The 23076-nt window shown below is 40.6% G+C and carries 19 protein-coding genes and 1 riboswitch; of the genes, 7 read left to right on the top strand and 12 right to left on the bottom strand.

All coding sequences use genetic code 11. The features are described from left to right. Window positions 1-157: 157 nt before the first annotated feature. The 3 genes from parC to ABFG93_RS00200 form a co-directional block, all read right to left on the bottom strand. Window positions 158-2584: a DNA topoisomerase IV subunit A gene (parC, locus tag ABFG93_RS00210; RefSeq protein WP_347549992.1), complete on the bottom strand. Its 2427-nt coding sequence runs from the start codon at window positions 2582-2584 to the stop codon at window positions 158-160. Between the two features lie 2 nt (window positions 2585-2586). Beyond that, window positions 2587-4557 carry a DNA topoisomerase IV subunit B gene (parE, locus tag ABFG93_RS00205; protein WP_347549991.1) on the bottom strand — a complete coding sequence of 657 codons (1971 nt, stop codon included), beginning with the start codon at window positions 4555-4557 and terminating at the stop codon, window positions 2587-2589. A gap of 267 nt (window positions 4558-4824) precedes the next feature. Beyond that, window positions 4825-5196 (bottom strand): hypothetical protein, encoded by a 372-nt coding sequence (locus ABFG93_RS00200; protein ID WP_347549990.1) that lies wholly within the window; start codon window positions 5194-5196, stop codon window positions 4825-4827. 366 nt (window positions 5197-5562) lie between these two features. Here ABFG93_RS00200 and ABFG93_RS00195 point away from each other — a divergent pair, with 366 nt between their 5' ends. Next, window positions 5563-6150, top strand: coding sequence for a biotin transporter BioY (locus ABFG93_RS00195; protein WP_347549989.1), 588 nt, complete (start codon window positions 5563-5565; stop codon window positions 6148-6150). Between the two features lie 60 nt (window positions 6151-6210). On the opposite strand, the gene ABFG93_RS00190 is transcribed toward ABFG93_RS00195, so the two are convergent. The 6 genes from ABFG93_RS00190 to ABFG93_RS00165 form a co-directional block, all read right to left on the bottom strand. Then, entirely contained in the window at window positions 6211-7392 is a 1182-nt protein-coding gene (locus tag ABFG93_RS00190; RefSeq protein ID WP_347549988.1) for an MFS transporter, read from the bottom strand. A 164-nt stretch (window positions 7393-7556) separates the two neighbouring features. Then, the gene (locus ABFG93_RS00185) at window positions 7557-8546 is read right to left on the bottom strand and encodes a sodium:calcium antiporter (protein ID WP_347549987.1); all 990 of its coding nucleotides are present in this window, start codon (window positions 8544-8546) and stop codon (window positions 7557-7559) included. A 157-nt stretch (window positions 8547-8703) separates the two neighbouring features. Beyond that, window positions 8704-8806, top strand: a riboswitch (TPP riboswitch). 279 nt (window positions 8807-9085) lie between these two features. After that, window positions 9086-10216, bottom strand: a complete 1131-nt coding sequence (locus ABFG93_RS00180; protein ID WP_347549986.1) for an amidohydrolase — start codon at window positions 10214-10216, stop codon at window positions 9086-9088. A gap of 42 nt (window positions 10217-10258) precedes the next feature. Next, window positions 10259-12535 carry an ATP-dependent DNA helicase gene (locus ABFG93_RS00175; protein ID WP_347549985.1) on the bottom strand — a complete coding sequence of 759 codons (2277 nt, stop codon included), beginning with the start codon at window positions 12533-12535 and terminating at the stop codon, window positions 10259-10261. A 15-nt stretch (window positions 12536-12550) separates the two neighbouring features. Then, a complete protein-coding gene (locus ABFG93_RS00170) occupies window positions 12551-13834 on the bottom strand; it encodes a cytochrome P450 (protein ID WP_347549984.1) in 1284 nt (427 codons plus the stop codon). Window positions 13835-13950: 116 nt separating this feature from the next. Next, window positions 13951-15189, bottom strand: coding sequence for an aminopeptidase (locus ABFG93_RS00165; protein ID WP_431522027.1), 1239 nt, complete (start codon window positions 15187-15189; stop codon window positions 13951-13953). Between the two features lie 178 nt (window positions 15190-15367). Between ABFG93_RS00165 and ABFG93_RS00160 the strand changes: the two genes are divergently transcribed. After that, window positions 15368-16009, top strand: a complete 642-nt coding sequence (locus ABFG93_RS00160; protein ID WP_347549983.1) for an SIMPL domain-containing protein — start codon at window positions 15368-15370, stop codon at window positions 16007-16009. Between the two features lie 29 nt (window positions 16010-16038). Here ABFG93_RS00160 and ABFG93_RS00155 read toward each other — a convergent pair whose 3' ends face one another. Continuing rightward, a complete protein-coding gene (locus ABFG93_RS00155; RefSeq protein WP_347549982.1) occupies window positions 16039-16452 on the bottom strand; it encodes a CoA-binding protein in 414 nt (137 codons plus the stop codon). Between the two features lie 528 nt (window positions 16453-16980). Here ABFG93_RS00155 and ABFG93_RS00150 point away from each other — a divergent pair. The 3 genes from ABFG93_RS00150 (at window position 16981) to cspD (ending at window position 18619) form a co-directional block, all read left to right on the top strand. Then, on the top strand, window positions 16981-17550 hold the full coding sequence (locus ABFG93_RS00150; RefSeq protein ID WP_347549981.1) for an MFS transporter: 570 nt from the start codon (window positions 16981-16983) through the stop codon (window positions 17548-17550). 316 nt (window positions 17551-17866) lie between these two features. Then, complete coding sequence (locus tag ABFG93_RS00145) at window positions 17867-18193, top strand: hypothetical protein (RefSeq protein ID WP_347549980.1); 327 nt, start codon at window positions 17867-17869, stop codon at window positions 18191-18193. 225 nt (window positions 18194-18418) lie between these two features. Next, the gene (gene cspD, locus ABFG93_RS00140) at window positions 18419-18619 is read left to right on the top strand and encodes a cold-shock protein CspD (RefSeq protein ID WP_048309367.1); all 201 of its coding nucleotides are present in this window, start codon (window positions 18419-18421) and stop codon (window positions 18617-18619) included. Window positions 18620-18753: 134 nt separating this feature from the next. Here the strand turns inward: cspD and ABFG93_RS00135 are convergent, their stop codons facing one another. After that, window positions 18754-19782, bottom strand: a complete 1029-nt coding sequence (locus ABFG93_RS00135; RefSeq protein ID WP_347549979.1) for a GNAT family N-acetyltransferase — start codon at window positions 19780-19782, stop codon at window positions 18754-18756. Between the two features lie 264 nt (window positions 19783-20046). On the opposite strand from ABFG93_RS00135, the gene ABFG93_RS00130 reads away from it, so the two are divergent. Both ABFG93_RS00130 and ABFG93_RS00125 read left to right on the top strand, forming a co-directional pair. Next, a complete protein-coding gene (locus ABFG93_RS00130) occupies window positions 20047-20265 on the top strand; it encodes a hypothetical protein (protein ID WP_347549978.1) in 219 nt (72 codons plus the stop codon). 334 nt (window positions 20266-20599) lie between these two features. Continuing rightward, window positions 20600-21967, top strand: a complete 1368-nt coding sequence (locus ABFG93_RS00125; protein ID WP_347549977.1) for a YjiH family protein — start codon at window positions 20600-20602, stop codon at window positions 21965-21967. Window positions 21968-22120: 153 nt separating this feature from the next. Here the strand turns inward: ABFG93_RS00125 and ABFG93_RS00120 are convergent, their stop codons facing one another. Then, on the bottom strand, window positions 22121-23059 hold the full coding sequence (locus ABFG93_RS00120; protein WP_347549976.1) for an NADP-dependent oxidoreductase: 939 nt from the start codon (window positions 23057-23059) through the stop codon (window positions 22121-22123). Window positions 23060-23076: the final 17 nt, after the last annotated feature.

Here is a 23076-nt window from a genome sequence, read left to right as displayed (position 1 = left end):
ATTATCCCTCCTTAATCATTGTTGACTGTTCTTTTTGGTGTAGGAAAGTGCCGTTTTCCGGGGAGGCAATCATACGTTCGCATATGTTGATTATATCATAGAAATCAAGCAATTACTTAATAAAAAAGACCTGTCCTTAGACAGATCTTCTCCTCGATTATTCAAGTTTTGGCTTCTTTCTCGTTTCTACAGCATCGCCGGTTTCACTAACATCAATGATAAAGGAACCGTTGCTGTAGCGATCGCTCGGTCTGTATGTTGCTGGATCCACTTCAACTGGTTCACCTTTTTTTGTTCTCACGATTACAAGGTCATGCTTTGTAACAGCTTCCACACCGACAACGCGATGTGGATTTGATTTTAATTCTCTTAGCATCACGACGCCACGCTTTGCTCGAGTTGAGACCTCAAATTCATTTAGCGACATTTTCTTAACGGCTCCTCGATGGGTAAGCAAGAACATATCGTATTTCACAGTTGGTTCATAGATAATGCCACTTACGACAAAATCATTTTCTTTTAAATTAATGCCTTTAACCCCGCTCGCCCGTTGTCCAACAAGGCTAATCTCTTCCTCTTTAAACCGAAGGCCATAGCCAAAATGCGTCGCAAGGAAAACTTCTTTCGAACCATTGGTTACGTAAACATCAATTAATTCATCTTCTTTTTTAAGCTTGAGGGCCATGAGTGGTTTAGAATAACGCTGTGCTTTATAGTGGGAAAGCTCCGTTTTCTTAATCATTCCCTGCTTTGTCACAAACACAAGGAATCGATCTTCTTTAAACTCCTTGATTTCCATCGCTTCAAGAATCCGCTCATCTGATTCAATTGATACGATATTGGCAACATGCTGACCGAGATCTTTCCATCTTATTTCAGGAAGTTCATGAACAGGTAAATAAAGATAGCTTCCTTTATTCGTGAATAGGAGGATCGTATTCGTCGTATTGCTATCAAACTGACGAAGGAGTGTATCGGTCTCCTTAATCCCAAAGTCTTTGCCGTTAGAAGCCGCATAGGAACGCGGGCTCGTCCGCTTCACATACCCGTCTTCCGTTACCGTAACAATTACGTCTTCAGAAGGAACCATCACTTCAAGATTCACTTTAATGTCTTCAATTTCATCTTCGATTTGTGTCATACGCTCATCTACATATTTCTTCCGTATTTCAAGAAGCTCTTTTTTAATCAGGTTAACAAGCCGTTTCTCACTCCCAAGAATGGTTTCAAGCTTTTTAATCAGTTGGCTGAGCTCTTCCGATTCTTTTTGAAGGGTAGTAATATCTGTATTTGTTAAGCGATAAAGCTGCAAGTTCACAATTGCTTCTGCCTGCGCATCAGTAAAGTCGTATTGACTGATCAAGTTGTTTTTCGCGTCTCGCTTATCCTTTGATGAGCGAATCGTTGCAATGACTTCATCGAGTATCGAAATCGCACGAATGAGCCCTTCTACAACGTGCTGACGGTCTTTCGCACGTCTTAAGTCGTACTCAGAGCGTCGAATGACAACTTCCTTCTGGTGCTCGATATACGCTTTCAAAATCTGCTTTAGACCCATTTGTTTTGGTGTTTTATTATAAATGGCAACCATGTTGTAGTTATAAGTGATTTGAAGGTCCGTTGCTTTATACAAGTATTTTAGAATACCGTTGGCATCCGCATCCTTCTTAAGCTCAATCACAAATCTGAGTCCTGTACGATCCGTTTCATCACGCACTTCTGAAATGCCTTCTATTTTACGATCAACGCGAAGCTCATCAATTTTCTTAACGAGATTTGCTTTATTGATTTCATACGGAATTTCCGTGACAACAATTTGCTGACGACCGCCGCGCACTTCTTCTATTTCCGCTTTTCCACGAAGAATAAACTTGCCTTTTCCTGTTTCAAAGGCTTTTCTGATCCCTTCTGTTCCCTGAGCAATGCCCCCAGTTGGAAAATCAGGGCCTTTAATCACACCCATTAACTCCTGTAAGGTTACATCCGGGTTCTCCATCTGCCTGACGGCTGCATCAATCACTTCACCAAGATTATGAGGCGGTATATCCGTTGCGTAACCTGCCGAGATCCCGGTCGAACCATTGACTAGTAAATTGGGAAAACGAGCGGGAAGGACGATTGGCTCGTTTTGAGTATCATCAAAGTTCGGAGCAAACTCAACGGTATCTTTATCGATATCACGAAGAAGTTCCGATGAGATCGCTGAAAGACGTGCTTCCGTATAACGCATCGCAGCCGGAGGATCTCCATCGACACTTCCGTTGTTCCCGTGCATCTCAACAAGAATGTTTCGAACTTTCCAATCCTGAGTCATACGGACCATCGCGTCATACACAGATGTATCACCATGTGGGTGATAGTTACCAATCACATTACCGACCGTTTTCGCTGATTTACGAAATGGTTTATCGGCAATGTTGCCTTCATGGTGCATGGCATAAAGAATTCTTCGCTGCACAGGCTTTAGACCGTCCCTCGCATCTGGCAGGGCCCGGTCCTGAATAATGTATTTACTATAGCGGCCAAAAGCGTCCCCAAGAACGTCTTCTAGCGGTAAATCTAGAAATTTTTCTGCGTTAGCCAATGTTACGCCTCCTCTTCAATGATGGAAATGTTCTCATTCTCGATGATGTTTGTATCTTCATTTAACCCAAAGGCCACATTGGATTCAATCCATTGTCTCCGTGGTTCAACTTTATCTCCCATAAGTACGGAAACGCGTCGCTCAGCACGTGCAACGTCTTCAATTTTTACTCGAATCAATGTACGACTTTCAGGATTCATCGTTGTTTCCCATAATTGATCAGCGTTCATTTCACCAAGACCCTTATAGCGTTGAATCGTATAGCCTTTCCCGACTTTCTTCATCGCTTCTTTCATGCCCTCATCATCCCAGGCATATTCAACGACTTCTTTCTTACCTTTCCCTTTGCTTATTTTATAAAGAGGCGGGAGAGCAAGAAAGATCTTCCCTTGTTCGACGAGCTGTTTCATATAGCGGTAGAAAAACGTTAGCAGGAGAACCTGGATATGAGCGCCATCCGTATCAGCATCCGTCATAATAATGATTTTGTCGTAGTTTGCATCCTCCACGTCAAAGTCCGGCCCGACACCAGCTCCAATCGCATGAATAATCGTGTTAATTTCTTCATTTTTGAAGATATCCTGGAGTTTTGCTTTCTCCGTATTAATAACCTTACCCCGAAGCGGGAGAATGGCTTGTGTACGACGATCGCGTCCCTGTTTGGCAGACCCACCCGCTGAGTCACCTTCAACAAGGTACAATTCGTTTTTCTTTGGGTTTCGAGACGTTGCAGGCGTTAATTTTCCGCTCAGAATCGTTTCTTTCCGCTTTCCTTTCTTACCAGAACGGGCATCTTCGCGCGCTTTTCTTGCAGCTTCACGTGCCTGGGCAGCTTTGATTGACTTTTTAATCAGCATTTCGCTAATGGACGGGTTCTCTTCTAAGAAGTAAGAGAATTGTCCCGATACAATCGCATCGATCGCAGAGCGTGCTTCACTTGTTCCAAGCTTGCTTTTTGTTTGACCCTCAAACTGCAGCAACTCTTCTGGAATACGAACGGAGACGATTGCAGTAAAGCCCTCACGAATATCGTTTCCTTCTAAATTCTTATCTTTCTCTTTTAGAAGATTGATTTTCTTAGCATAGTCATTAATCACACGAGTAATCGCCGTCTTCATACCAGATTCATGTGTTCCGCCGTCTCTCGTCCGAACGTTATTTACAAATGACAGCACATTTTCTGAAAATCCATCATTGTATTGGAATGAAAAATCAAGTTCAATGCCATTGCTTACTCCGTTAAAGGTCACAACTGGATGAAGCGTTTCTTTGTCTTCATTCAGGTAATCAATAAACGCTTCGATACCGGTTTCATAATAAAATACTTCTTTCCGATCGTGTCGCTTATCGTCAAGCTCAATTTTGAGACCCTTTAGGAGAAAAGCCGCCTCGCGAAGGCGTTCGCTAAGCGTGTCATAATTATAATTTAGCGTGCTGAACATAATTGGGTCAGGTTTGAAATGAATGGTTGTCCCAGTTTTTCGTGTTTTGCCTATGTTCTCGAGCGTGGTAGCAGGCTTTCCACCATTTTCGAAACGCTGTTTAAAAATAAATCCGTCTCGATGGATCGTCACTTCTAACCATTCGGACAGGGCATTGACCACTGACGCACCTACACCGTGTAGACCACCACTCGTCTTATAGCCACCCTGTCCGAACTTACCTCCAGCATGGAGAATAGTTAAAATTATTTCAGGCGTCGGTTTACCGAGTTTATGCATCCCAACTGGCATGCCACGTCCATTGTCTTCGATGCTAACGCTATTATCTTCATATAAAGTAACGTTGATTTCATCTCCATGACCTGCAAGAGCTTCGTCAACAGAATTATCTACAATTTCATAAACCAGATGATGCAATCCTCGTGAGTCAGTGCTTCCGATATACATACCCGGGCGTTTTCTGACTGCTTCCAGGCCTTCAAGCACCTGGATCGAATCATCACTATATTCTTGCTTCTGTTTCGTTACCATGTTTTTCCCCTTTCAACTCGCTGTATAGACTAGCCTACCATATGAGAACGGGTGTTTCTATATTTTTTAGTCCCGCTCATTTATAAAAGCATTGCCAGATCCGGCTGTTTTTAATAGTCAGGCGCTCATCTCCAGTCAGGTCCTTAACAAGCATTGTGTTTTTCTAATCTGTGATTCATCGTAAATGTGTCATGTATTCATCGTATAAAAAAATCCTGCTCAGTGGCAGGAGAATAACAAACATCGAACCGTATTTTACCTTATTGTCTATTTTCCATCAATTGTTTTCACGATGTGCACGTTACCAGCTTCGTAGCCAATCGTAACCGCATCGCCTTCTTCAATCGACTCCCATTTTGATATATCGGTTAAAAAGGGAGTTTTGTTTACAACGAGATAATAATAAGGTTTATCCACTACCGCATTCTCTTCTGCATTTTCATTTGTTGGATTGTCATGATTGCTTTCATCTTCATCGCTTATTGTTAGCTGTGGTTTTTCATAGCGAATCATTTTCTTTTGAACCTCTCCAGTTACAGATGCCAGTCCATCATTTTGTTGATTTGCAAATGCTGTACCAACGGCAAAGACCAAACAAAGCAATAGAACGGACAGAAGGGTTCCTCTTAACATGTTCATACAGAGGCTCCTTTCAACGTCTTTCGATTTAAGTTTACCATACATTTTTCTGCAGGTAGACTCTTTTCTTATCGAAGCAAGTCAGTGAGCCTTTGCAAGACTCTTCGTTTTTGATAGAAATGAGTGACCGCCTATACGTCTTATGCCACCATAATAACTGGTACTCTCTACTGTTATATGTTAACCACCGAAAACTTAACGGTTATATTTATAGTTAAGTTGAAGAAAAATAGTGCTATATATGCATATCTCACTAATTATTTCTACTCCAACCTTTCTTAACGTTAACTTTAATAAAAATTAAGTTGACACAAAAGAGTTTTTCTTTTACGATTTTACTAGTGATAACGAAAGCGAGGTTTAGTCATGGGAAAAATGAAAACAATTGACCTTGTTTATGCGGGAATGTTTGCAGCTTTAATGGCTGTAGGAGCGAACATTGCTCAATTTCTTGTTGTTGGAGGCGTTCCAATTACGTTACAAACGTTCTTTGCCATTCTTGCAGGTCTTTTACTCGGAAGTAGATTAGGATCGATTTCAATGATTGTCTACACTTTAGTAGGATTAGCAGGCGCACCAGTTTTTGCCCAATTTACTGGCGGTCCCGGTGTTATATTTAAACCTACCTTCGGATTTATTCTTTCATACATTTTAGTTGCTTATGTAGTAGGTAAAATTGTAGAATCAAAAGCTATTCCTTCCATGCGAACGTTTATGATCGCAGGCTTTGTCGGTTTCATCTTAAACTATGTCATCGGCACGAACTATATGTATTATGCATATAAGCTATGGGCAGACGCTCCTGAAGGCTTCACGTATGGCATGGCCTGGTTGTGGATGCTTGCCCCGCTACCAAAAGATATCATCTTAACCATTGTAGCCGCGCTAATCTCCCCACGTATCTATCGTGCGGTTTCGAAGACGTCGAACCTCAATCAACGAAAAGTGGCGTAAACTTTGGCATACAAAAGCCGCTGGTCCTTGTACCGGCGGCTTTTTGCATACCTAATTAATTTATTCATTTGCTTTCAGTGTCTGCTTTGATTTGCTTGAATTTAAGAACAGAGAAACAATGAACATAAGTGCTAAGAATACGATAACGAGACTAAAGCCGCCCTTATCTCCAAAAGCTTCTGAAACGATTCCGATGATATAACCAGCAATACCACCACCGATTCCAGATGCTACATAGATGAGACCGAGCGCAGTACCTGGATTTTTTGAAATTGTTGTACCGAACGCAGTTGCTGATGGAAATAGTGTAGAGAAAAATAGCCCTGCTCCTGCAAATAGGTAAGGCATTTGATTCGCAAAAAAGAAGCTTATTGTCACGATAATCACAGATCCGAGTGAGAATGTAATCATAATCAATCGCTCATTAATCTTATTGGCAAAGTACGCGACCCCGAGACGACCAATCATAAAGAAGACCGAGAATAGAGAAAGAATCGTTGCGACCATGTCTGATTTTTCTTCTTTAGACATCCCGCCTAACTCTAGTGACTTTAAGTATGATGGAAAAAAGTTTGTAAATGATACTTCCGCAGACACTTCAAAAATGAGGAAGAACATTAAAAAGATCATTTGTGCATCTTTCAACATTGGAATGAATGCTTTTAAATTAATTTTTTCTACTTTTCCACTAGGGAACTTAACGGATGTGACGTAGAAAATAACAAGAAAATTCAATGCTGCAATGCCGATATAGAAATAGCGCCATGATGCGAATTGAAATAAGAAATTTAGTATTTGTGGAAAGAGAATCATTCCCAGTCCATAGATTCCCATTGCTAAATTAAACATTTGATTTTGTTTATTTGGATAGGCAGCCGGAACGATTGCATTCGACGCTACACCGAGCGCACCGAGCCCAAATCCAACGAGCATATAAAAACCAAGGAAGAACAGAATGTTTGGTGCGAAACCTGTACCTAGAAAACCGAGCCCCATTAGAACTGTAGCCACGATCACCATGATACGCAGACCCTTTTTATCAGTGAAGTAACCAAAGATCAAACTTGCTAGCGTGAAGCCAAGCTGGAAAATGAGAACAACGAGACCAAACTGGCTCATATCTAACCCAATATCCTTTTCAACTTGATCTAGAACAATCCCTTTCGTGTTCGTCACTCCACCGGAAACGAACTGGGTAAATAGCAAAATAATTAAAGCATGAATACTTTTTCCTTTTGACATGATAGTAACCTCCAAGATGTAATCTATCACGGAGGATTCCACCGTATTTCCCGGTTAAAACTTGTAATGATTTCCCATTTATACAAGTGAGCGTTTCCATTCTCTTTTTGTCAGTATTATGAGTTTACACAAAAAAATTGCAGAGGAAGAAATCCTCTGCAATCTTATTTCATTTGATAGACCATGAACGTCGCAATAAAGTAAATGACGACAATGGCCACGGAAGGTAGCATATAAAAAAGAGTCGTCCTCTGTTTCTTACGCGTAATGCTATATAAAATAACTAGAACGACAAGAATGGATGCGACGGTTGTAACAATATTCGACATACTCGCATGTCTGAAGATATTCGTTTTAAGGTAAATCGCATCGGTAAACGATAGGAGCATAAGGTTAAACGCATTACTCCCTAATAAAGATGTCACACCCATACTATAGTTTCGTAGCTTCAATGCTGTCGCTACACTTACTGCATCTGGCAACGAAGTACTTGCACCAACTAGAAAAGATCCTACGAATGAGGCTCCAAGCCCCGTACTTTCGGCAATTCGATCTGCTGTTAAGGTTAGAACGGTTCCAACGATCATAATTCCAACCGCTGAAAGGACGAACATCGTGACTACTTTTCGATAGGAGAACTTTCCGTATTTCTCATTTCTACGACTTTTTCGTTTCACTTTCTCTTCTGTTTTCCTATTAATCCACTTAATTCCTACAAAATATAGGAGAACGAGAATAATCGAACTATACCCAATATGAAAAATACTGGCTGGTAAGGTTAAGGACAAGCCGGCAACAACGATTAACGTCATTACGATGACAAGGTAAATATATAGTTTACTTCCAATATCCGTTTGGCCCATGATTTGTTCATTTCGATAAACCATATCGAGAACGGCGAGTGCAAGTAAGTTAAATAAATTACTACCAAGCAGATTACCAATAGCTAGATCGGGACTATTGATCGCGATAGCCGTCACGCTTGATGTTAATTCGGGTAAAGAAATAGCCGCTCCAATAATAATCCCCATAAAAGCAGAGGTTGTTTTTGTCTTTTCACTTATAGCGTCACCATACATCGCGAGCCTCGTTGCTATAAAGTATGTGGCGAAAGCTGCTGCGATAAATAGCACAATGGTTAAAATTAAGTTCATGAATGAAGTGCTCCTTATGTTTTTTCTATTTTAGTGTAACTCATCCTTTCCTTTTAAAAATAATTACTAAACCACAATTTGGTGTATATCATCACATTGTAATGATTCAACATTGTAAACTTCTCTATTATTTAGGTATGGCAAACGTAATTATATTGGAAACTTCTAGTGGTGCTAAAAATAGCTGAGAAAGAGGTGGGTCTCGACACTCATGACCTGATCCGGGTCATACTGGCGTAGGAAAGAAGTGTATGTGGTGGGCTTTTATGCACGAGCAGCATCACTTCGTTTTTAGGAGCGGTGTTTTTTTGTATTCTAAATGGGAGTGTTGTGATGAAGAAGGATGATGTTGTTAAAGTAGTCGAAGAACGAAAAGACGAGTTGATCAAGTGACATTAGGAAAAATCGAGGAGGAACTATTGCTCCTCGAGGAAATCTTCCTCAATACCACACGTTTTGAGTATATGTTCAAGGGAGATGAGCTACCATCAAACCATGTGGCTATACATAAGCGTAAAACCCGCGAGCGCTAGCGGGTTTTACTTCTGCTTCATCAATTGTCCCATCAAATGACTTACAACCTGGACCGCGTCAACTAGTGATTTCTTTTCAAATGTCATAGCGGGATCATGTAAACCTGGTGACACGTTTGCACCTATTCCTAAATATACTGCTTCGACATCAGATAACGCTGTATAGTAATGAAAATCTTCTCCTCCCGGTGTCACAATAGGAGGAATCGCTTTTCCTTTTCCAAGTACCGCTTCAATTGACTCTCGGGCCTCTTCAATCAGTCGTCCTGAATACCTGGGCGCAGGTACCGCCCCTTCAATACTGTATGTTATCTTAGCATCATGCATTGCAGCACAATTTTGAAAAATGGAATCCAGATTTGATATTACTCGATTAAGTTCCTCATTATCACGACTACGAATATCAAGAGCAAAGGTAGCACTACCCGGGATAACGTTTAATGACCCGCCTCCCGCGCTTATCCTCGTAAACGTGATGCTTGTACCAGACTGCGGATTCGAACGGATTGTGTTAACCGCGCTCAAAAGAGTAGCCATCACATCAATCACATTCACACCATGATGTGGTCTCCCTCCATGTGCTGTTTTCCCTTTAATTTCCCCTGAGACAATTGTAGTTGCACTATGCATGAGAGCGGGCGCCATACTTCCCATCGGGCACTCTTCTTCCGTTCGCAAATGATAGCCAATCAGTACATCAACATCTTTTAAAACCCCTTCATCCGTCATGGCTTTAGCGCCCTGCATGATTTCTTCAGCAGGTTGAAAAATAAAGACGATCGATCCAGTAATGGCTTCGCGATTTTCGCTAAAATGTTTTGCAATTCCAAGTGCGATGCTTGAATGTGCGTCATGACCACAGGAATGACGATAAGTAATCTTCCCCCCATCTTCATGAGTAATACAGTCCATATCGGCACGGACGGCGACACATGGATAATTCTTCTTCCCTGGCATTGTTGCAGTAACACCAGTGCCCGCTATACCGGTCTTCACGAAATAGCCCATTCTTTTAAGCTCTCTCGCTATGTAGGAGGCTGTTTGTTCTTCTTTAAAAGCAGGCTCTGGAATACGATGAAGGTCCTCCTGTACGTTTCTGATATACTGATCAAGTTTATTACAATCAGCTTTGTTCATCCGATCACAGCCTTTCCAAAACTAAGTAGTAAGATTCTATGATTAACGCAAGACTTCAAAATGTTTCCATTCATACGGAAGAAGTGACTGGTAACGTCTTTCTAGGAAACGGCTATCAACAAGTAGAAGTATTCCTTTATCTGTTTCGGTACGAATAAGTCTACCACCAGCCTGTTGAACACGGTTTATCCCTGGATAAACATACGTATACTCAAAGCCATTTCGCCCTTTTTGATCAAAGTAATCTTTCATTAACTTGCGTTCAGTGTCAAAATTAGGTAGCCCGACACCTACGACAGCAACACCTGTTAAGCGATCACCTTTTAGATCAATACCTTCAGAAAAAACCCCTCCTACGACCGCAAATCCGATCAAGCTCTGCTTTCGGTCTGATTGGAAATTTCCCAGAAATCTCTCCCGCTCCTGTTCTGTCATCCCACTCGTTTGTATAATCGTTTCAATTTCGACCTGAGAGGAAAATTCGTTGTACACGTGCTCCATATATCCGTAAGAAGGAAAGAAAAACAGGTAGTTCCCCTGATTTTCCATCACAACCCGACTAAGGAGAGTAACAAGCGACTGCATTGTATGCTCCCGATCCCGATAACGGATGGAAATAGGTGCAATATACACCCGTGCATGTTCTCTTTTGAAGGGAGACGGAACCTTCACAGCGTAATCTTCTTCCTTCCATCCGAGCATATCCTGATAATAAGACAACGGCGCGAACGTGGCAGAAAAGAAAGTGGTCGCTAAAAACCCTTTTCTCATTTTCTGAAGCTGATTAGACGGATCGAGACAGAACAGCTTCATGCTTACTTCTGATTTTCCGGCAAGAACATAGGTGGTAAAGCGATGATCATAGAGCTTTGCGATCCGGATAAAGTTCTGCGCAGCAAAGTAGCAGTCAAGCAGTTCTTCATCGTTTCCTTGTGCAAGTAATTCCTTTTCACTGGCTTGAATAAAGGTATCCATCTGAACAAGGAGTTCTTCATCCACTTCTTCCAGTACTACCATGCCGTTTTCACAACTCTTTCGAAGTTCGATAAACGTTTGATTGAGAGCAGTTGCAGAGCGTGCAATCGCATCATTTCGTCCTTTGTAAGACCTTATCAGTTTTAGAAACGGGGATTTATGAAGCTCTGCAGAAAACATTTCTCTCGCACGATCAACGAGATTGTGTGCCTCATCAACAAGAAGCGTTGTCTGTTTCTTTTGTTCCTCAATCAATCGTTTTAAGGATACCCGGGGATCAAATAAGTAGTTATAATCACAAATAACTGCATCCGCTGTATACGAAAGATCAATCGAAAATTCAAATGGACAGAGCCGGTGTTTGTGAGCATATTGTTCAATCACTTCTCGCTTCATTAGTGTCTCGTTCGATAAGATATCAAGTATCCCGTCATTAATGCGATCGTAGTAGCCATCTGCATACTCGCAATAGTCTTTTTGACAGATGGTTTTTTCTTTAAAACAGATTTTTTCTTTTGCTGTAATCGTAACGGAAGTTGAGTGCAGTCCTTTGTTCTCCATAAGCTTGAACGCTTCCTGAGCCGTTTCTCTGGTTATAGTTTTAGCAGTTAAATAGAAAAGCTTCTGTCCAAATCCTTCTCCCATCGCTTTCATCACCGGAAATAAAGTACTGATTGTTTTTCCTATTCCAGTTGGAGCAGTTGCAAACAACGTCGCTCCATCCTGAACCGTTTTATAAACAGAACCTGCAAACTTCCGCTGCCCTTCACGGTACGTATCGAAAGGAAATGCCAGAGCCTTGCTCGTTTCCGTACTTAACTCGATATGCTTTCGTTTCCATCTGACAAAAGGCACGTACCTTCCAACCACTTCATTCATAAAAGCGGTTAGCTCAGTAAGCGTCACACGCTGTCGAAAACGAACAACTTCATTTGAATCTGATTGGATATATGTAAGTTGAACGATGAGTTCATCAACTTCATGATCTTGAGCGGCCATATAGGCGTAGCATTTAGCTTGAGCCCAGTAGACAGGGTGAGAGTGCTCTCTGATGTCACCTAACGGAAGAAAAGTAGATTTGATTTCATCAATCATAAGCCCATTCTCCACCTGCAAGAGACCATCACACCTGCCTTCAATCTGAAAAGAGAGCTCTTCGTAGTTGATTACCGTCTCAAAAGGAACTTCCTTCCGATCTCCTTCTCCGTATGTTTTCTGAATCATTTGGTGGAGACGGGTTCCTTCTGTCATCGTTGTGGCTGTTCGAAAACGCGCATCAATGCTTCCGCTTCGATACGCGTATTCTACAAGTGGTCTAACTGATACGTGGATTACTTCATTCATATACATCACCTATACTTATCGTTTGTGCATCCTCATGTACAGTCCATTTTGAATACGTAATGACACGAGTGGTTCTGCTTGAATGGGATGATGGTTCTCTAGCATTTCAAAATGAACCGCTCTACCTATTAGCGAAAATATGAGCTGCGCCTCGTTCATAGCAAACTGACTTCCAATGCAGCTTCTAGGCCCGGTCCCAAAAGGCAAGTAAGCGAAAGAAGTCAATTTTTTGGCATTTTCAGTAGAAAAGCGATTCACATCGAACACATCAGGGTTTTTGAAAAATGCGGGATTTCGGTGCATTAAATAGGGGCTAAGAAGGAAGGATGCTCCCTTTTTAAAATAATGGCCCTTAAGATAAACTGGTTCAGGCGCTTCTCGTAACAACACCCACGCTGCGGGATAAAGTCTCAAGGTTTCTTTCAAGAATTGCCCCGTCATTGTTTGATTTTTGACACCCTCCTTTGTGTTATGCCACTCTTCGACTAACCTTTCTTCCACTTCGGGCTGTGAGGCTAATTCATACCACATCCAGGAAAGTACGTTGGCAGTCGTTTCATGCCCTGCAATCAACATCGTTAAAATTTGGCTTCTTATCTCTTCTTTAGAAAGCGGCGATCCATTTGAGAGTGTTGTGGTTTGTAGAAGATGGAGCAAGTGATCGCCTTTTGGAGTATGTGCAATTAATTCATCCGTCAGTGCAAGAAGCTTTTCTTTCCCAGCATGGTAGCGATGATTTCTAGGAGTCGGGATAAAGCCCGGCACAGGAAATGGAAGAAACAGGTCTCCTGCTGATTTTTCAATAATGTCGGATACAGCTTGTGCGAGCTCGTCGCTCTCAGGCTCGCTTATATCCTTACCAAACATTGTTTTCAAGATAATACAAAGTGTTAGTTTCATCATTTCATTACTTACGCATAACGTCTCGCCACCTTTCCACGAGTCAATCAGCTTAAGCGTCTCAGATTGAATCACCTTCATATATCCTGCTAATTTCTCTTTATGAAATGCTGGCATGGTCATTTTTCTCTGTCTGTTATGAGTTTCTCCCTCGGAAGTTAAGATTCCTCTCCCAATTGTCTTGCTTAGTATCGAAGCGGAAGACCCTTTTTCGAAAGAGGATGCTTTCGACACGAGAATTTCCTTCATGGCACCAGGATGATGAACGACGAATGAGGAAGCGCCAAGCTCAACAAAGTCTGCAATATTTCGCGTTTCAGATAAAAAGACAAGTGGGTTTTTCCTGAATTCCAGGTAATTTTTTAAACGAATTCCAGACAACTTTTCTACGCTCGTCATTGTAAGTCACCACACATTGTTTTCTTCCATTATAGGAATGAGAGCACATTGTTGGCAATGTTTAACAGGTTATTCTAAAAAACGCTCCGGCTTCACGAGCCAGAGCGTTATCTTTTTTATTTCACATTAATAGCCCAGTTTCCATTGCGGAAAATAGCTTCCGTGGAACCGTCTTCTTTTACACCATCAATGTCAAGTTCGCCTGAACCCATCATAAAGTCCACGTGCGTAATGCTATTGTTTACACCGTTTGCATCAAGGGCATCATCATCCATTGCAGCTCCGCCTTTAACACTACTTGGGTAGGCTTTTCCTAAAGCAAGGTGACAGGATGCATTTTCATCATAAAGGGTATTAAAGAAAATTAATCCAGATTGGGAAATGGGAGACTCATGTGGAACGATTGCAATTTCGCCAAGTCGGCGAGCTCCTTCATCCATGTTAAGAAGGTTTTCTAACGTTTCCTGTCCTTCTTCAGCGGAAAAATCAACAACTTTACCTTCTTTAAATGTAAGAGAGAAATTATTTATTAAGTTCCCACCATAACTAAGAGGCTTTGTACTCGACACTGTTCCATTTACCCCATATTTATGAGGAAGGGTGAACACTTCTTCCGTCGGCATATTTGCATTAAATTCAATCCCTTTTTCAGAAGGTGACGATCCGCCTTTCCAGATGTGCCCCTCAGGAAGTTCAATTGTAAGATCCGTTCCGGGTGCTTTATAAATGAGCTTCTTGTATTTGTGGTCATTCAAGACATCTTTTGCTTTTGAAAGTGTCGCATTATGTTTATTCCATGCTTCCACAGGATCTTCCTGATCAACCCGTGTAATTTTGAAAATTTGCTCCCATAGCTGTTCGATTGCTTTCGCTTCGCTTGTTTCAGGGAAAATTTTCTTCGCCCATTCACCATTTGGAATCGCCACGATTGACCAGGTGATTTTGTCATTCATCGTATATTTACGGAAGTTCTTCATTGCGTCACCAGCAGCTTTATTAGAAGCAGAGATTCGTGAAGACTCGATACCCTTCAATAAATCAGGATTTGTCGAGCGGATGGAAAGAATCGCTGCTCCTTCTTCTGCGAAGTGATCAAACATTTTTACACGCCATTCAGGTACGTTTTCAAGCACCTCCTGGGCAGCATTCTCATACCATAAACGATCGAGGGTATCGTCACTCCAATTAATATGTACGGTTTTGGCTCCCATTTCGTATGCTATTTTGACAACCATTCGCGCAAATGGCGCTCCTTCTATTGATGAGTTAACAACGAGCATTTGATTTTCTTGGAGATTAACGCCACATTTGAGCGCAAGTTCAGCATATTTTTTGAGCATAGTTTGTTCTGGCAAGATGATTCCTCCTTATTTCAAAACGCTTACGTAAAAGTTTAACAAAGAGAGCCTTCTTTTGTCCTCATTATTTATGATAATAGGAGAATACTTCGAGGAGAGAAAGAAGGAGAAAGCGCCTTCCTTTGTCATTATTATTTGCAATGATGTGTAAAACTTTAGAAAGAAGTGGTTTTAATTGAATCGGAATGATAATAAAAGCGATTGTATATGTGATAACACGTTAACCGTTTATGGATCAGGTAGTGTGGAAGCGACTCCAAATATAGCCACTGCTACAGTTGGAGCAGAAACAACTTCTGACAGTATAAGTGAGGCGCAACAAAAAAATGCTGAAATCATATCACAGATCGTATCCTCTTTGATAGAAATCGGTATTCAGAGCAGGAACATCCAAACATTAGATTATCGCATTGAAGAAGAGTATCGATTTGAAGACGGCACGAAAATTTTTGTTGGATATAAAGTAACTCATTTACTTAACATTCGAATCGAGCAAGTTCAGGAAACGGGTTTAGTCCTTGATACAGCTGTAACGGCAGGAGCAACAACCATTTCGAATATCCAATTTCAAATAAGCGACCCACAAGCGTATTACCTGAAAGCTCAGCGAATGGCGATCGAACAGGCGAATTTGAAAGCTTCCAATTGTGCAGGGGCTTTTCAAATTTCACTTCCAGATGTGCCCCATCAAATCATAGAAGAGCAATCATTGACGCCTTCTCCAAGAGCATTTGCAGAATATAGCGCAACCGTTATTCAGCCAGGCCAATTGCGCATTTCTGCTCAAATCACTCTTGTTTATTTGTTAAATCAGTAAAAATGGGCGTTTGATAACGCCCTTTTACATTATTTGGTCATCGCATGCTCAACTTTAATGCACCGATCCATGACCATCTTAATTTGATGTTTTTTCCCATATTCATAAGCTTCTTCATTCTCGACACCCAATTGTGCCCAAAACACATCTGCTCCAATTTCGACAGCGTCTTTCATAACGTCTGGAAGGTATTCACTACGCCTGAATACATTCACGATATCCACGTGCCCTTCAATTTCTTTTAGTGACCCTACAGCTTTTACCCCAAGCGCTTCATCAATGGTTGGATTGACTGGAATAATTTCATATCCAGCATCCTTCATAGCCTGCGAGACCATAAACGAGGTGCGATTCGGATTATTCGATAAACCGACTACCGCAATCCGCTTGTTCTCTTTTAAAATTTTCCCTATTTCTTGACGAGACGGATTTTCAATTGCCATGTTCGGACACTCCTTTGTAAAAATTGGTATACGTCCATTATAAAAGATTTACAAATGGAGCAACACTAATTCGCTCAAGTGATCTTTCAAGAGATGCTTCATCGCTTGAATAGCTTGAATGATCAAATCCAATCAATCATATGGATTATCATATCCAGACTTTGTGGCACGCTGTATGAAGAATCCTTTGATAGAGATAGCTGTTCTCTGAATAACTTTCCCTATACCTTTCCAAATCCCCTTGCTTCAATTTCAGGTATACCCGCTTCAAATTGTCGTGTAAGTATAGGTGCCTCCATACCATATCCCCATTCTATATCAACGTATCGCATCATCTTAAAAGGATCTCGATTATCTATCGTAGCCAACGGCTTAATTTGTTATAATTTTCTTGATAATGAAGAGGAGGAATACACATGTTAAACATTCTACTTTCAATCCATCAAATCAGGGGGGATCAATTTATACGTTAACCTTTAAACCCTCCTGATTTTTATTGTCGGAACATACAATGAAAGTTGGAGGAAGATGGAGTCCATATCAAAGAGAAACACAACTACTTTATTCTGGGTCACTTTTTTCGGAACAATTTGCTTTTTACAGCCAGTTCTCACACTCTTCTATTTAGAAAACGGGTTAAGTGAAGCGGACATTTTGCTCATTATGTTAGGCTGGAGCGGCGCAGTCTTAGTTGGAGAAATTCCAACCGGAGTATTCGCTGATCGTTTTGGTCCAAAACAGTCATTTCTTTGTGGATCAGTGATTAAATTAGTAAGTATTTGTGTACTATTTTTTGCAGATAATATCGAATTATTTATGGTATTCAGTATTTTAAATGGCTTATCGGTCACCTTTTTTTCGGGTGCAGATGAAGCATTATTATATGTATCATTGAAAATAGACAATATGCAACATCAGATGGACGAGGCGATGGGGAAAATTCAATCTGCTGGCTTCATCGCTATGATTATTGCCGTTTTAAGCGGTTCATTTATAGCGAGAGACCTGCAGATGGAACAATTTCATTTGCTCATTATGCTCAGTTTAGGATGTTATGTCCTTGAATTATTACTACTGTTTCGGATTCGAGAACTATAGTCTCATATCATCATCTCGGGAACATCCATCAAGCGCATTTACGAAGGGGTACGGGTGATTAAAAAAGCCCCTCAACTCCTGGTCATGTTTCTGAACCTGACGTTAGTGTTCATTCCGACGTTAGCTGTTTTTGAGAAATTCGATCAACCGTTAATAACCGAAGCGGGATTGCCGGTTTACTTACTTGGCTCTGTTTACACTGCTGGGGCTCTTCTCGCCTTCTTTTCTTCAAGAAGCATTGGATCCCTGCGCAAAAAAGTTTTCCTACTCAATTTTGATGTATGCATCTGGATTGCTATCCGCTGGAGGACTTGTGGTGGCAGCTTTGTTACACGAGCGCTTATGGATTATTCTATTTGTTGTGCTGTTTCTAAGATGGGTCGGAGCAATTCGCTATCCAATCTATTCACAATTAAGTAATGACATGATCCCATCCCACGTCAGAGCAACAACGATTTCTCTGCTTTCCATTCTTGATTCAATATTTGATTTACTTGTTTTCACCCTTCTTATTGTGTTTGCAGCAAAAGGCGTGCAAAGCATATTAATTGGTGCAGCGTGTATTGCTTTAATGGGCTCGATGCTTCCAATTAAGGAAAAAGGAAAACGAGGCATAGAGGGAAATAAAGCATTTAATCACTAAATAAATTCCCAGAATGGTTTGCATTTTGAAAAGGCCGGTGCTATTATATATTTAAACCATTTTACTTTTAATATATTTAGGATTTAAATTGGCTGTAGCTTCGAAAGAGGGTAACAAAGTTAAATCCTCTTTTAGAAGGTGCAGTTTTTTAATGTAAACGTATTACATTGTGAAGTGGTGAATTTTAAATTATGTACGAAGAGGTACATTAGGAGGCAATTTTTTATGCAAAACGGTAAAGTAAAATGGTTCAACGCTGAAAAAGGTTTCGGTTTCATCGAAGTTGAAGGTGGAGACGACGTATTCGTACACTTCTCTGCAATCAACGGCGAAGGTTTCAAAACACTTGACGAAGGCCAAGAAGTTAACTTCGAAATCGTAGAAGGTAACCGTGGACCACAAGCAGCTAACGTAACAAAAGCATAAATGGCTTAATAAGCCCCGGACTTTGTGTCCGGGGCTTATTTATTTGTGTATATAGATAGCATATTCCGTACTCTGCGTCTCTAACATTTCACAATATAAAGACATTAATAAGGATGGAACAAATCGGTGGGTTATTATAGTTCTACAATGCTTTCTTCTCGCTCCAATAATTTGATTAACTTTAATTCATCATGAATTGGAATTTGGTAATGGCCAATCACAGGAATCTCAGGTTTGCGCTTACGTGCTTCATCAACTGCACCTGAAATTACCTCATTCAATCGATACCCTTTGCGCTGGTAAAAACGAATAGCATGAAGATTATCGTTCGTTGTCAATAGTGTGATCCTGCTTAACCCCTTTCTCATCACAGCCATTTCTACTTCAACTAACAGACGACTCCCGACCCCAGTATTTTCAGTAAAACTATCAAGCGACACAATCTCACAGCAATCTGAGTGGAAACAATGTGTAACAAGCCCAATAATATCCTCTTCAGAATTACGCGCTACAAACCCATCCAAATCCTCCCATCGATACACACCTGAAGAGAGTACCATTTCTGAGCTTCCCCACAGATCACTCATAAGTTTCTTTAATTCAAGGCGGTTTTCTCCTATTGGCTGTATATGGATTTCTGAAGCGTCGAACGTCATAAGGATGCAATCCCTTTTCCGCCCTTCATGCCATTCATGCTGTGGAAGCACACACTTTTGTTTAAAACCAACTTTTTCATAGCAATGAATCGCTCGCTTATTCCAATGCTGAGGATCCATCACTATCAAGTAACTACCAAGTTTATTCACAAGATAATTGACAACCATTTGAACCAGACGAGTTCCTAGACCTTTATTCCAGTATTCTGGTTCACCGATAAATTGATCCATTCCATACGTTCGAGCAGGGAAAGTCATCCCATTTAAATCAGACATAACATAAAATTGAACGTACCCGATTGGCTTTTCATTGTAAAAGATGAGGCATCTCGTTTCATTGTCATCATTATAGAAACCTTCTCGAACCTTTTCCAATGTATAAGAACGGTCTCGTCCCTCATAAAAAGCGAGCACCACATCATTTGTTAGCCATTTCAATAAATACCCTTCATTGTTCTCTTCAATAAGTCGAATGCTTAGTCCCTTTCTAGCAATCAGTTCATTCATGGCCTTCTCCCCTTCGACACACTTCTTAAATAGTCCATACTAATTACCGATTATTTAATACTTTTATTTCTTCAATGTTTTAATTACGTAATTTCACCCACATTCGAAACTTTATTTTAACAAATCCACATTTATAGTAATATTATTAATGAAATTCGGGTATACTTAATAGTTTGGTGTATTTTAATGCTCATGATAGTATGTTACACTTAGATAAATAAACACATTATAGATGGGACTTGATAAGCTTATATGGGAAAATACATGATTGACCATCAAAATCAAATTGTCCATAGGACAGCATACGCTGGTGATGAATGTCATTTACCCGAGACGCCTCTTAAAGATCGGTCTGAAGCTAATTATGAAGACGAATTACTCGTATTCCTTCGCCAGAAGGGCTATCGAAAATGCGCTTCTTGTTTCTTCGGTTCAACGTTTGAAGAACCCTATGAATTTCACAACACTCAAAGACAAGCTTAACGTCACTTAAGACACATGAAACGAATAGATGTTTTCTGGGCAAGGAATAAAAATCCTTGTCCTTTTTTATTTGCAAATGCGCTAAATGTTGGAAAAACATCTCTCGGACTTATGTCTATGCAGTATAATCAGTGATTTCCAGTCTTTTATTGTTAGCGTTTTCACGATATAATGCAATTGGTGAATCTTTTCTGAACAATTTTTTTATTCAAGAGTTTGCATTTTCATGTTTTAACAATGGAATTGTTATGTTATATTCATAACTATGTTTTCATAAACATACGTTATTTTTCACATAGAAAATCCGTTGCAAAACGACAGAGGTGACACTACTATGCTCAGTAAACAACAAACCAGGTTATCGACAACTGGAGTATTAAAATTTGCTATCCCCTCTCTAATCGGTATCTTATTATTTATGATCCCGATTCCAAATGATGGTGGCGTTACAATTCCAATTGCGAAATTGGCGGGATGGCTTCAGGAGTTATTTGGGACAACCATACCGATCACTCTTCCTGCTATTATGACACTCATAATTACATTGACTGCCATTCTTAGCATTGTTGCTGTCTTATCCAAACCAACATGGGTTACTGAACGGCCATTTCTGGTATCGTTACTACAAGTATCCCCAGTTTGGCTGATCGCTCGTATTCTTGGTATGGTTTTCGCTATTCTTACTTTTTATCAAATTGGTCCTGAGTGGATCTGGTCAGATGCAACAGGCGGTTTACTACTTAATGACCTAATACCTATTCTGTTCTCTGTATTCTTATTTGCAGGCTTATTCTTACCACTGCTATTGAATTTCGGGTTACTAGAATTATGCGGTACGCTTTTAACTAAAATCATGCGTCCGATATTCACTCTTCCTGGGAGATCATCGATTGACTGTCTCGCATCCTGGATGGGTGATGGTACTATTGGTGTTCTTTTGACAAGTAAACAATATGAAGAAGGCTATTATACCAAACGAGAAGCGGCAGTTATCGGAACAACTTTTTCAGTAGTCTCTATAACGTTCAGCATCGTCGTTCTCCAACAAATGAAGCTTGAGGAATACTTTCTTCCATATTACTTAACGATCGTTCTGGCAGGATTTATTGCGGCAGTTATTATGCCACGCATTCCGCCTCTTTCACGCAAGCCTGACACAACATATGAATCTGCATCAGAAACCCCTGATGATACGCTTCCAAATAACATGTCACGCTTACGCTTTGGTCTTGTACTAGCAACGAATAAAGCTAAAGACAACCGAACATCTCACGTTGTAAAAGGCGGTATTCAGAACGTATTGGATATGTGGATGGGTGTTATTCCGATTGTAATGGCAATTGGAACAGTTGCCCTTATCATTGCTGAGAACACTCCGCTCTTCAGTTACCTTGGCGCTCCTTTTGTTCCTATACTTAATCTGATGCAGGTACCTGAAGCAGCTGAAGCCGCGCAAACAATGGTAATTGGTTTTGCAGATATGTTCCTTCCTGCGATTATTGGTGCAGATATTGAAAGCGAGCTAACTCGATTCGTTATCGCAAGTCTTTCTGTCTCACAATTGATTTACATGTCTGAAGTTGGTGGATTGCTCCTTGGATCCAAAGTGCCCGTTCGATTTATTGATCTTGTTATCATTTTTCTAGAGCGCACACTCATTTCCCTACCAGTAATCGTCATTATGGCCCATCTTATTTTTTAATTAGCAAGCCGAGACAAATTTGTCTCGGCTTTTTGATTGTTTTTTTGATTTGTTTTATTACATTTTCATTTTTATTTTCTTTAATAAATACGGTGAGTGAAATTTATTATAAAGAAACAAAAACAGCGACTGTATAAGCCGCTGTATCTTACCTTATTTATCGAATAAAATAACAATTTTCCCTTTTGCATGATGAGATTCACTGAGGGCATGGGCTTCTTGGATACCTTCTTCACTAAATGGGAATCGGTGACCAATTGTTGCTTTTATAGATCCTTCTTCCAACAATGATGCTATTTCCTTAAGCTCTCGACCGTTTGGTTCAAGCCAGACATGCCCGGAACGTACGCCCTTTTCTTTCGCCTTTTCTTCATCAGGCATGCCAACTATGGAAACTAATCGCCCACCACCACGCAAGACAGAAAAGCTCTTCTCCTCAATTTCGCCGCCCAATGTATCAAGTACAATATCATACTCTTCCAATTCTTTTTCAAAATCCTTTTCACGGTAATTAATTACCAGATCCGCGCCGAGAGATTTTAAATACTCTTCATTTTTACCGCTAGCAGTTGTCGCAACATATGCCCCTTTGTATTTAGCAAGCTGGATAGCGAAGCTCCCAACACCGCCAGCTCCAGCATGGATGAGCACTTTTTCGTCTTTCTGAATATCTGCAAAGTCAACAAGACACTGCCACGCCGTTAACCCGACTAGCGGCACAGAAGCTGCCTCTTCGTAGGGTATGTTCTGAGGAATATGAGCTAACAAATGCTCATCTACAATAACCTCTTCCGCATATGTACCATTTGCTGTGGTTGCAGGCCTCGCAAAAACACGATCACCAGGTTTAAAGTTTTCGACACCTTCGCCTACCTCTTTAATAACGCCAGCAATATCCCACCCCAAGGTAATCGGAAAATTAAACGGTAGCATTTCTTTCAAATACCCTTCACGCAATTTCCAATCAATCGGATTCACTGAAGTTGCATAACTCTCTAAAACAACTTGATTTTGGCCTGGAGATGGAGAAGTTATTTCTTTCTCATGTAATTGATCTTTTCCGCCATATTGTTCGATAACGACTGCTTTCATAGTAGAAAACTCCTCTC

Source organism: Pseudalkalibacillus hwajinpoensis, assembly GCF_039851965.1.
GTDB lineage: Bacteria > Bacillota > Bacilli > Bacillales > Guptibacillaceae > Guptibacillus > Guptibacillus hwajinpoensis_E.
The sequence above is the reverse complement of the archived record's forward strand: the minus strand, read 5'-3'. Positions and strand labels throughout refer to the sequence as shown.

Coding starts and splice junctions, on each gene's coding strand:
- ABFG93_RS00200 (WP_347549990.1), bottom strand. CDS start 5,196: ATGAACATGTTAAGAGGAACCCTTCTGTCCGTTCTATTGCTTTGTTTG.
- ABFG93_RS00180 (WP_347549986.1), bottom strand. CDS start 10,216: ATGAACAAAGCTGATTGTAATAAACTTGATCAGTATATCAGAAACGTA.
- parE (WP_347549991.1), bottom strand. CDS start 4,557: ATGGTAACGAAACAGAAGCAAGAATATAGTGATGATTCGATCCAGGTG.
- ABFG93_RS00135 (WP_347549979.1), bottom strand. CDS start 19,782: ATGAATGAACTGATTGCTAGAAAGGGACTAAGCATTCGACTTATTGAA.
- cspD (WP_048309367.1), top strand. CDS start 18,419: ATGCAAAACGGTAAAGTAAAATGGTTCAACGCTGAAAAAGGTTTCGGT.
- ABFG93_RS00125 (WP_347549977.1), top strand. CDS start 20,600: ATGCTCAGTAAACAACAAACCAGGTTATCGACAACTGGAGTATTAAAA.
- ABFG93_RS00190 (WP_347549988.1), bottom strand. CDS start 7,392: ATGTCAAAAGGAAAAAGTATTCATGCTTTAATTATTTTGCTATTTACC.
- ABFG93_RS00120 (WP_347549976.1), bottom strand. CDS start 23,059: ATGAAAGCAGTCGTTATCGAACAATATGGCGGAAAAGATCAATTACAT.
- ABFG93_RS00175 (WP_347549985.1), bottom strand. CDS start 12,535: ATGAATGAAGTAATCCACGTATCAGTTAGACCACTTGTAGAATACGCG.
- ABFG93_RS00185 (WP_347549987.1), bottom strand. CDS start 8,546: ATGAACTTAATTTTAACCATTGTGCTATTTATCGCAGCAGCTTTCGCC.
- ABFG93_RS00170 (WP_347549984.1), bottom strand. CDS start 13,834: ATGACGAGCGTAGAAAAGTTGTCTGGAATTCGTTTAAAAAATTACCTG.
- ABFG93_RS00195 (WP_347549989.1), top strand. CDS start 5,563: ATGGGAAAAATGAAAACAATTGACCTTGTTTATGCGGGAATGTTTGCA.
- ABFG93_RS00130 (WP_347549978.1), top strand. CDS start 20,047: ATGATTGACCATCAAAATCAAATTGTCCATAGGACAGCATACGCTGGT.
- ABFG93_RS00155 (WP_347549982.1), bottom strand. CDS start 16,452: ATGGCAATTGAAAATCCGTCTCGTCAAGAAATAGGGAAAATTTTAAAA.
- ABFG93_RS00150 (WP_347549981.1), top strand. CDS start 16,981: ATGGAGTCCATATCAAAGAGAAACACAACTACTTTATTCTGGGTCACT.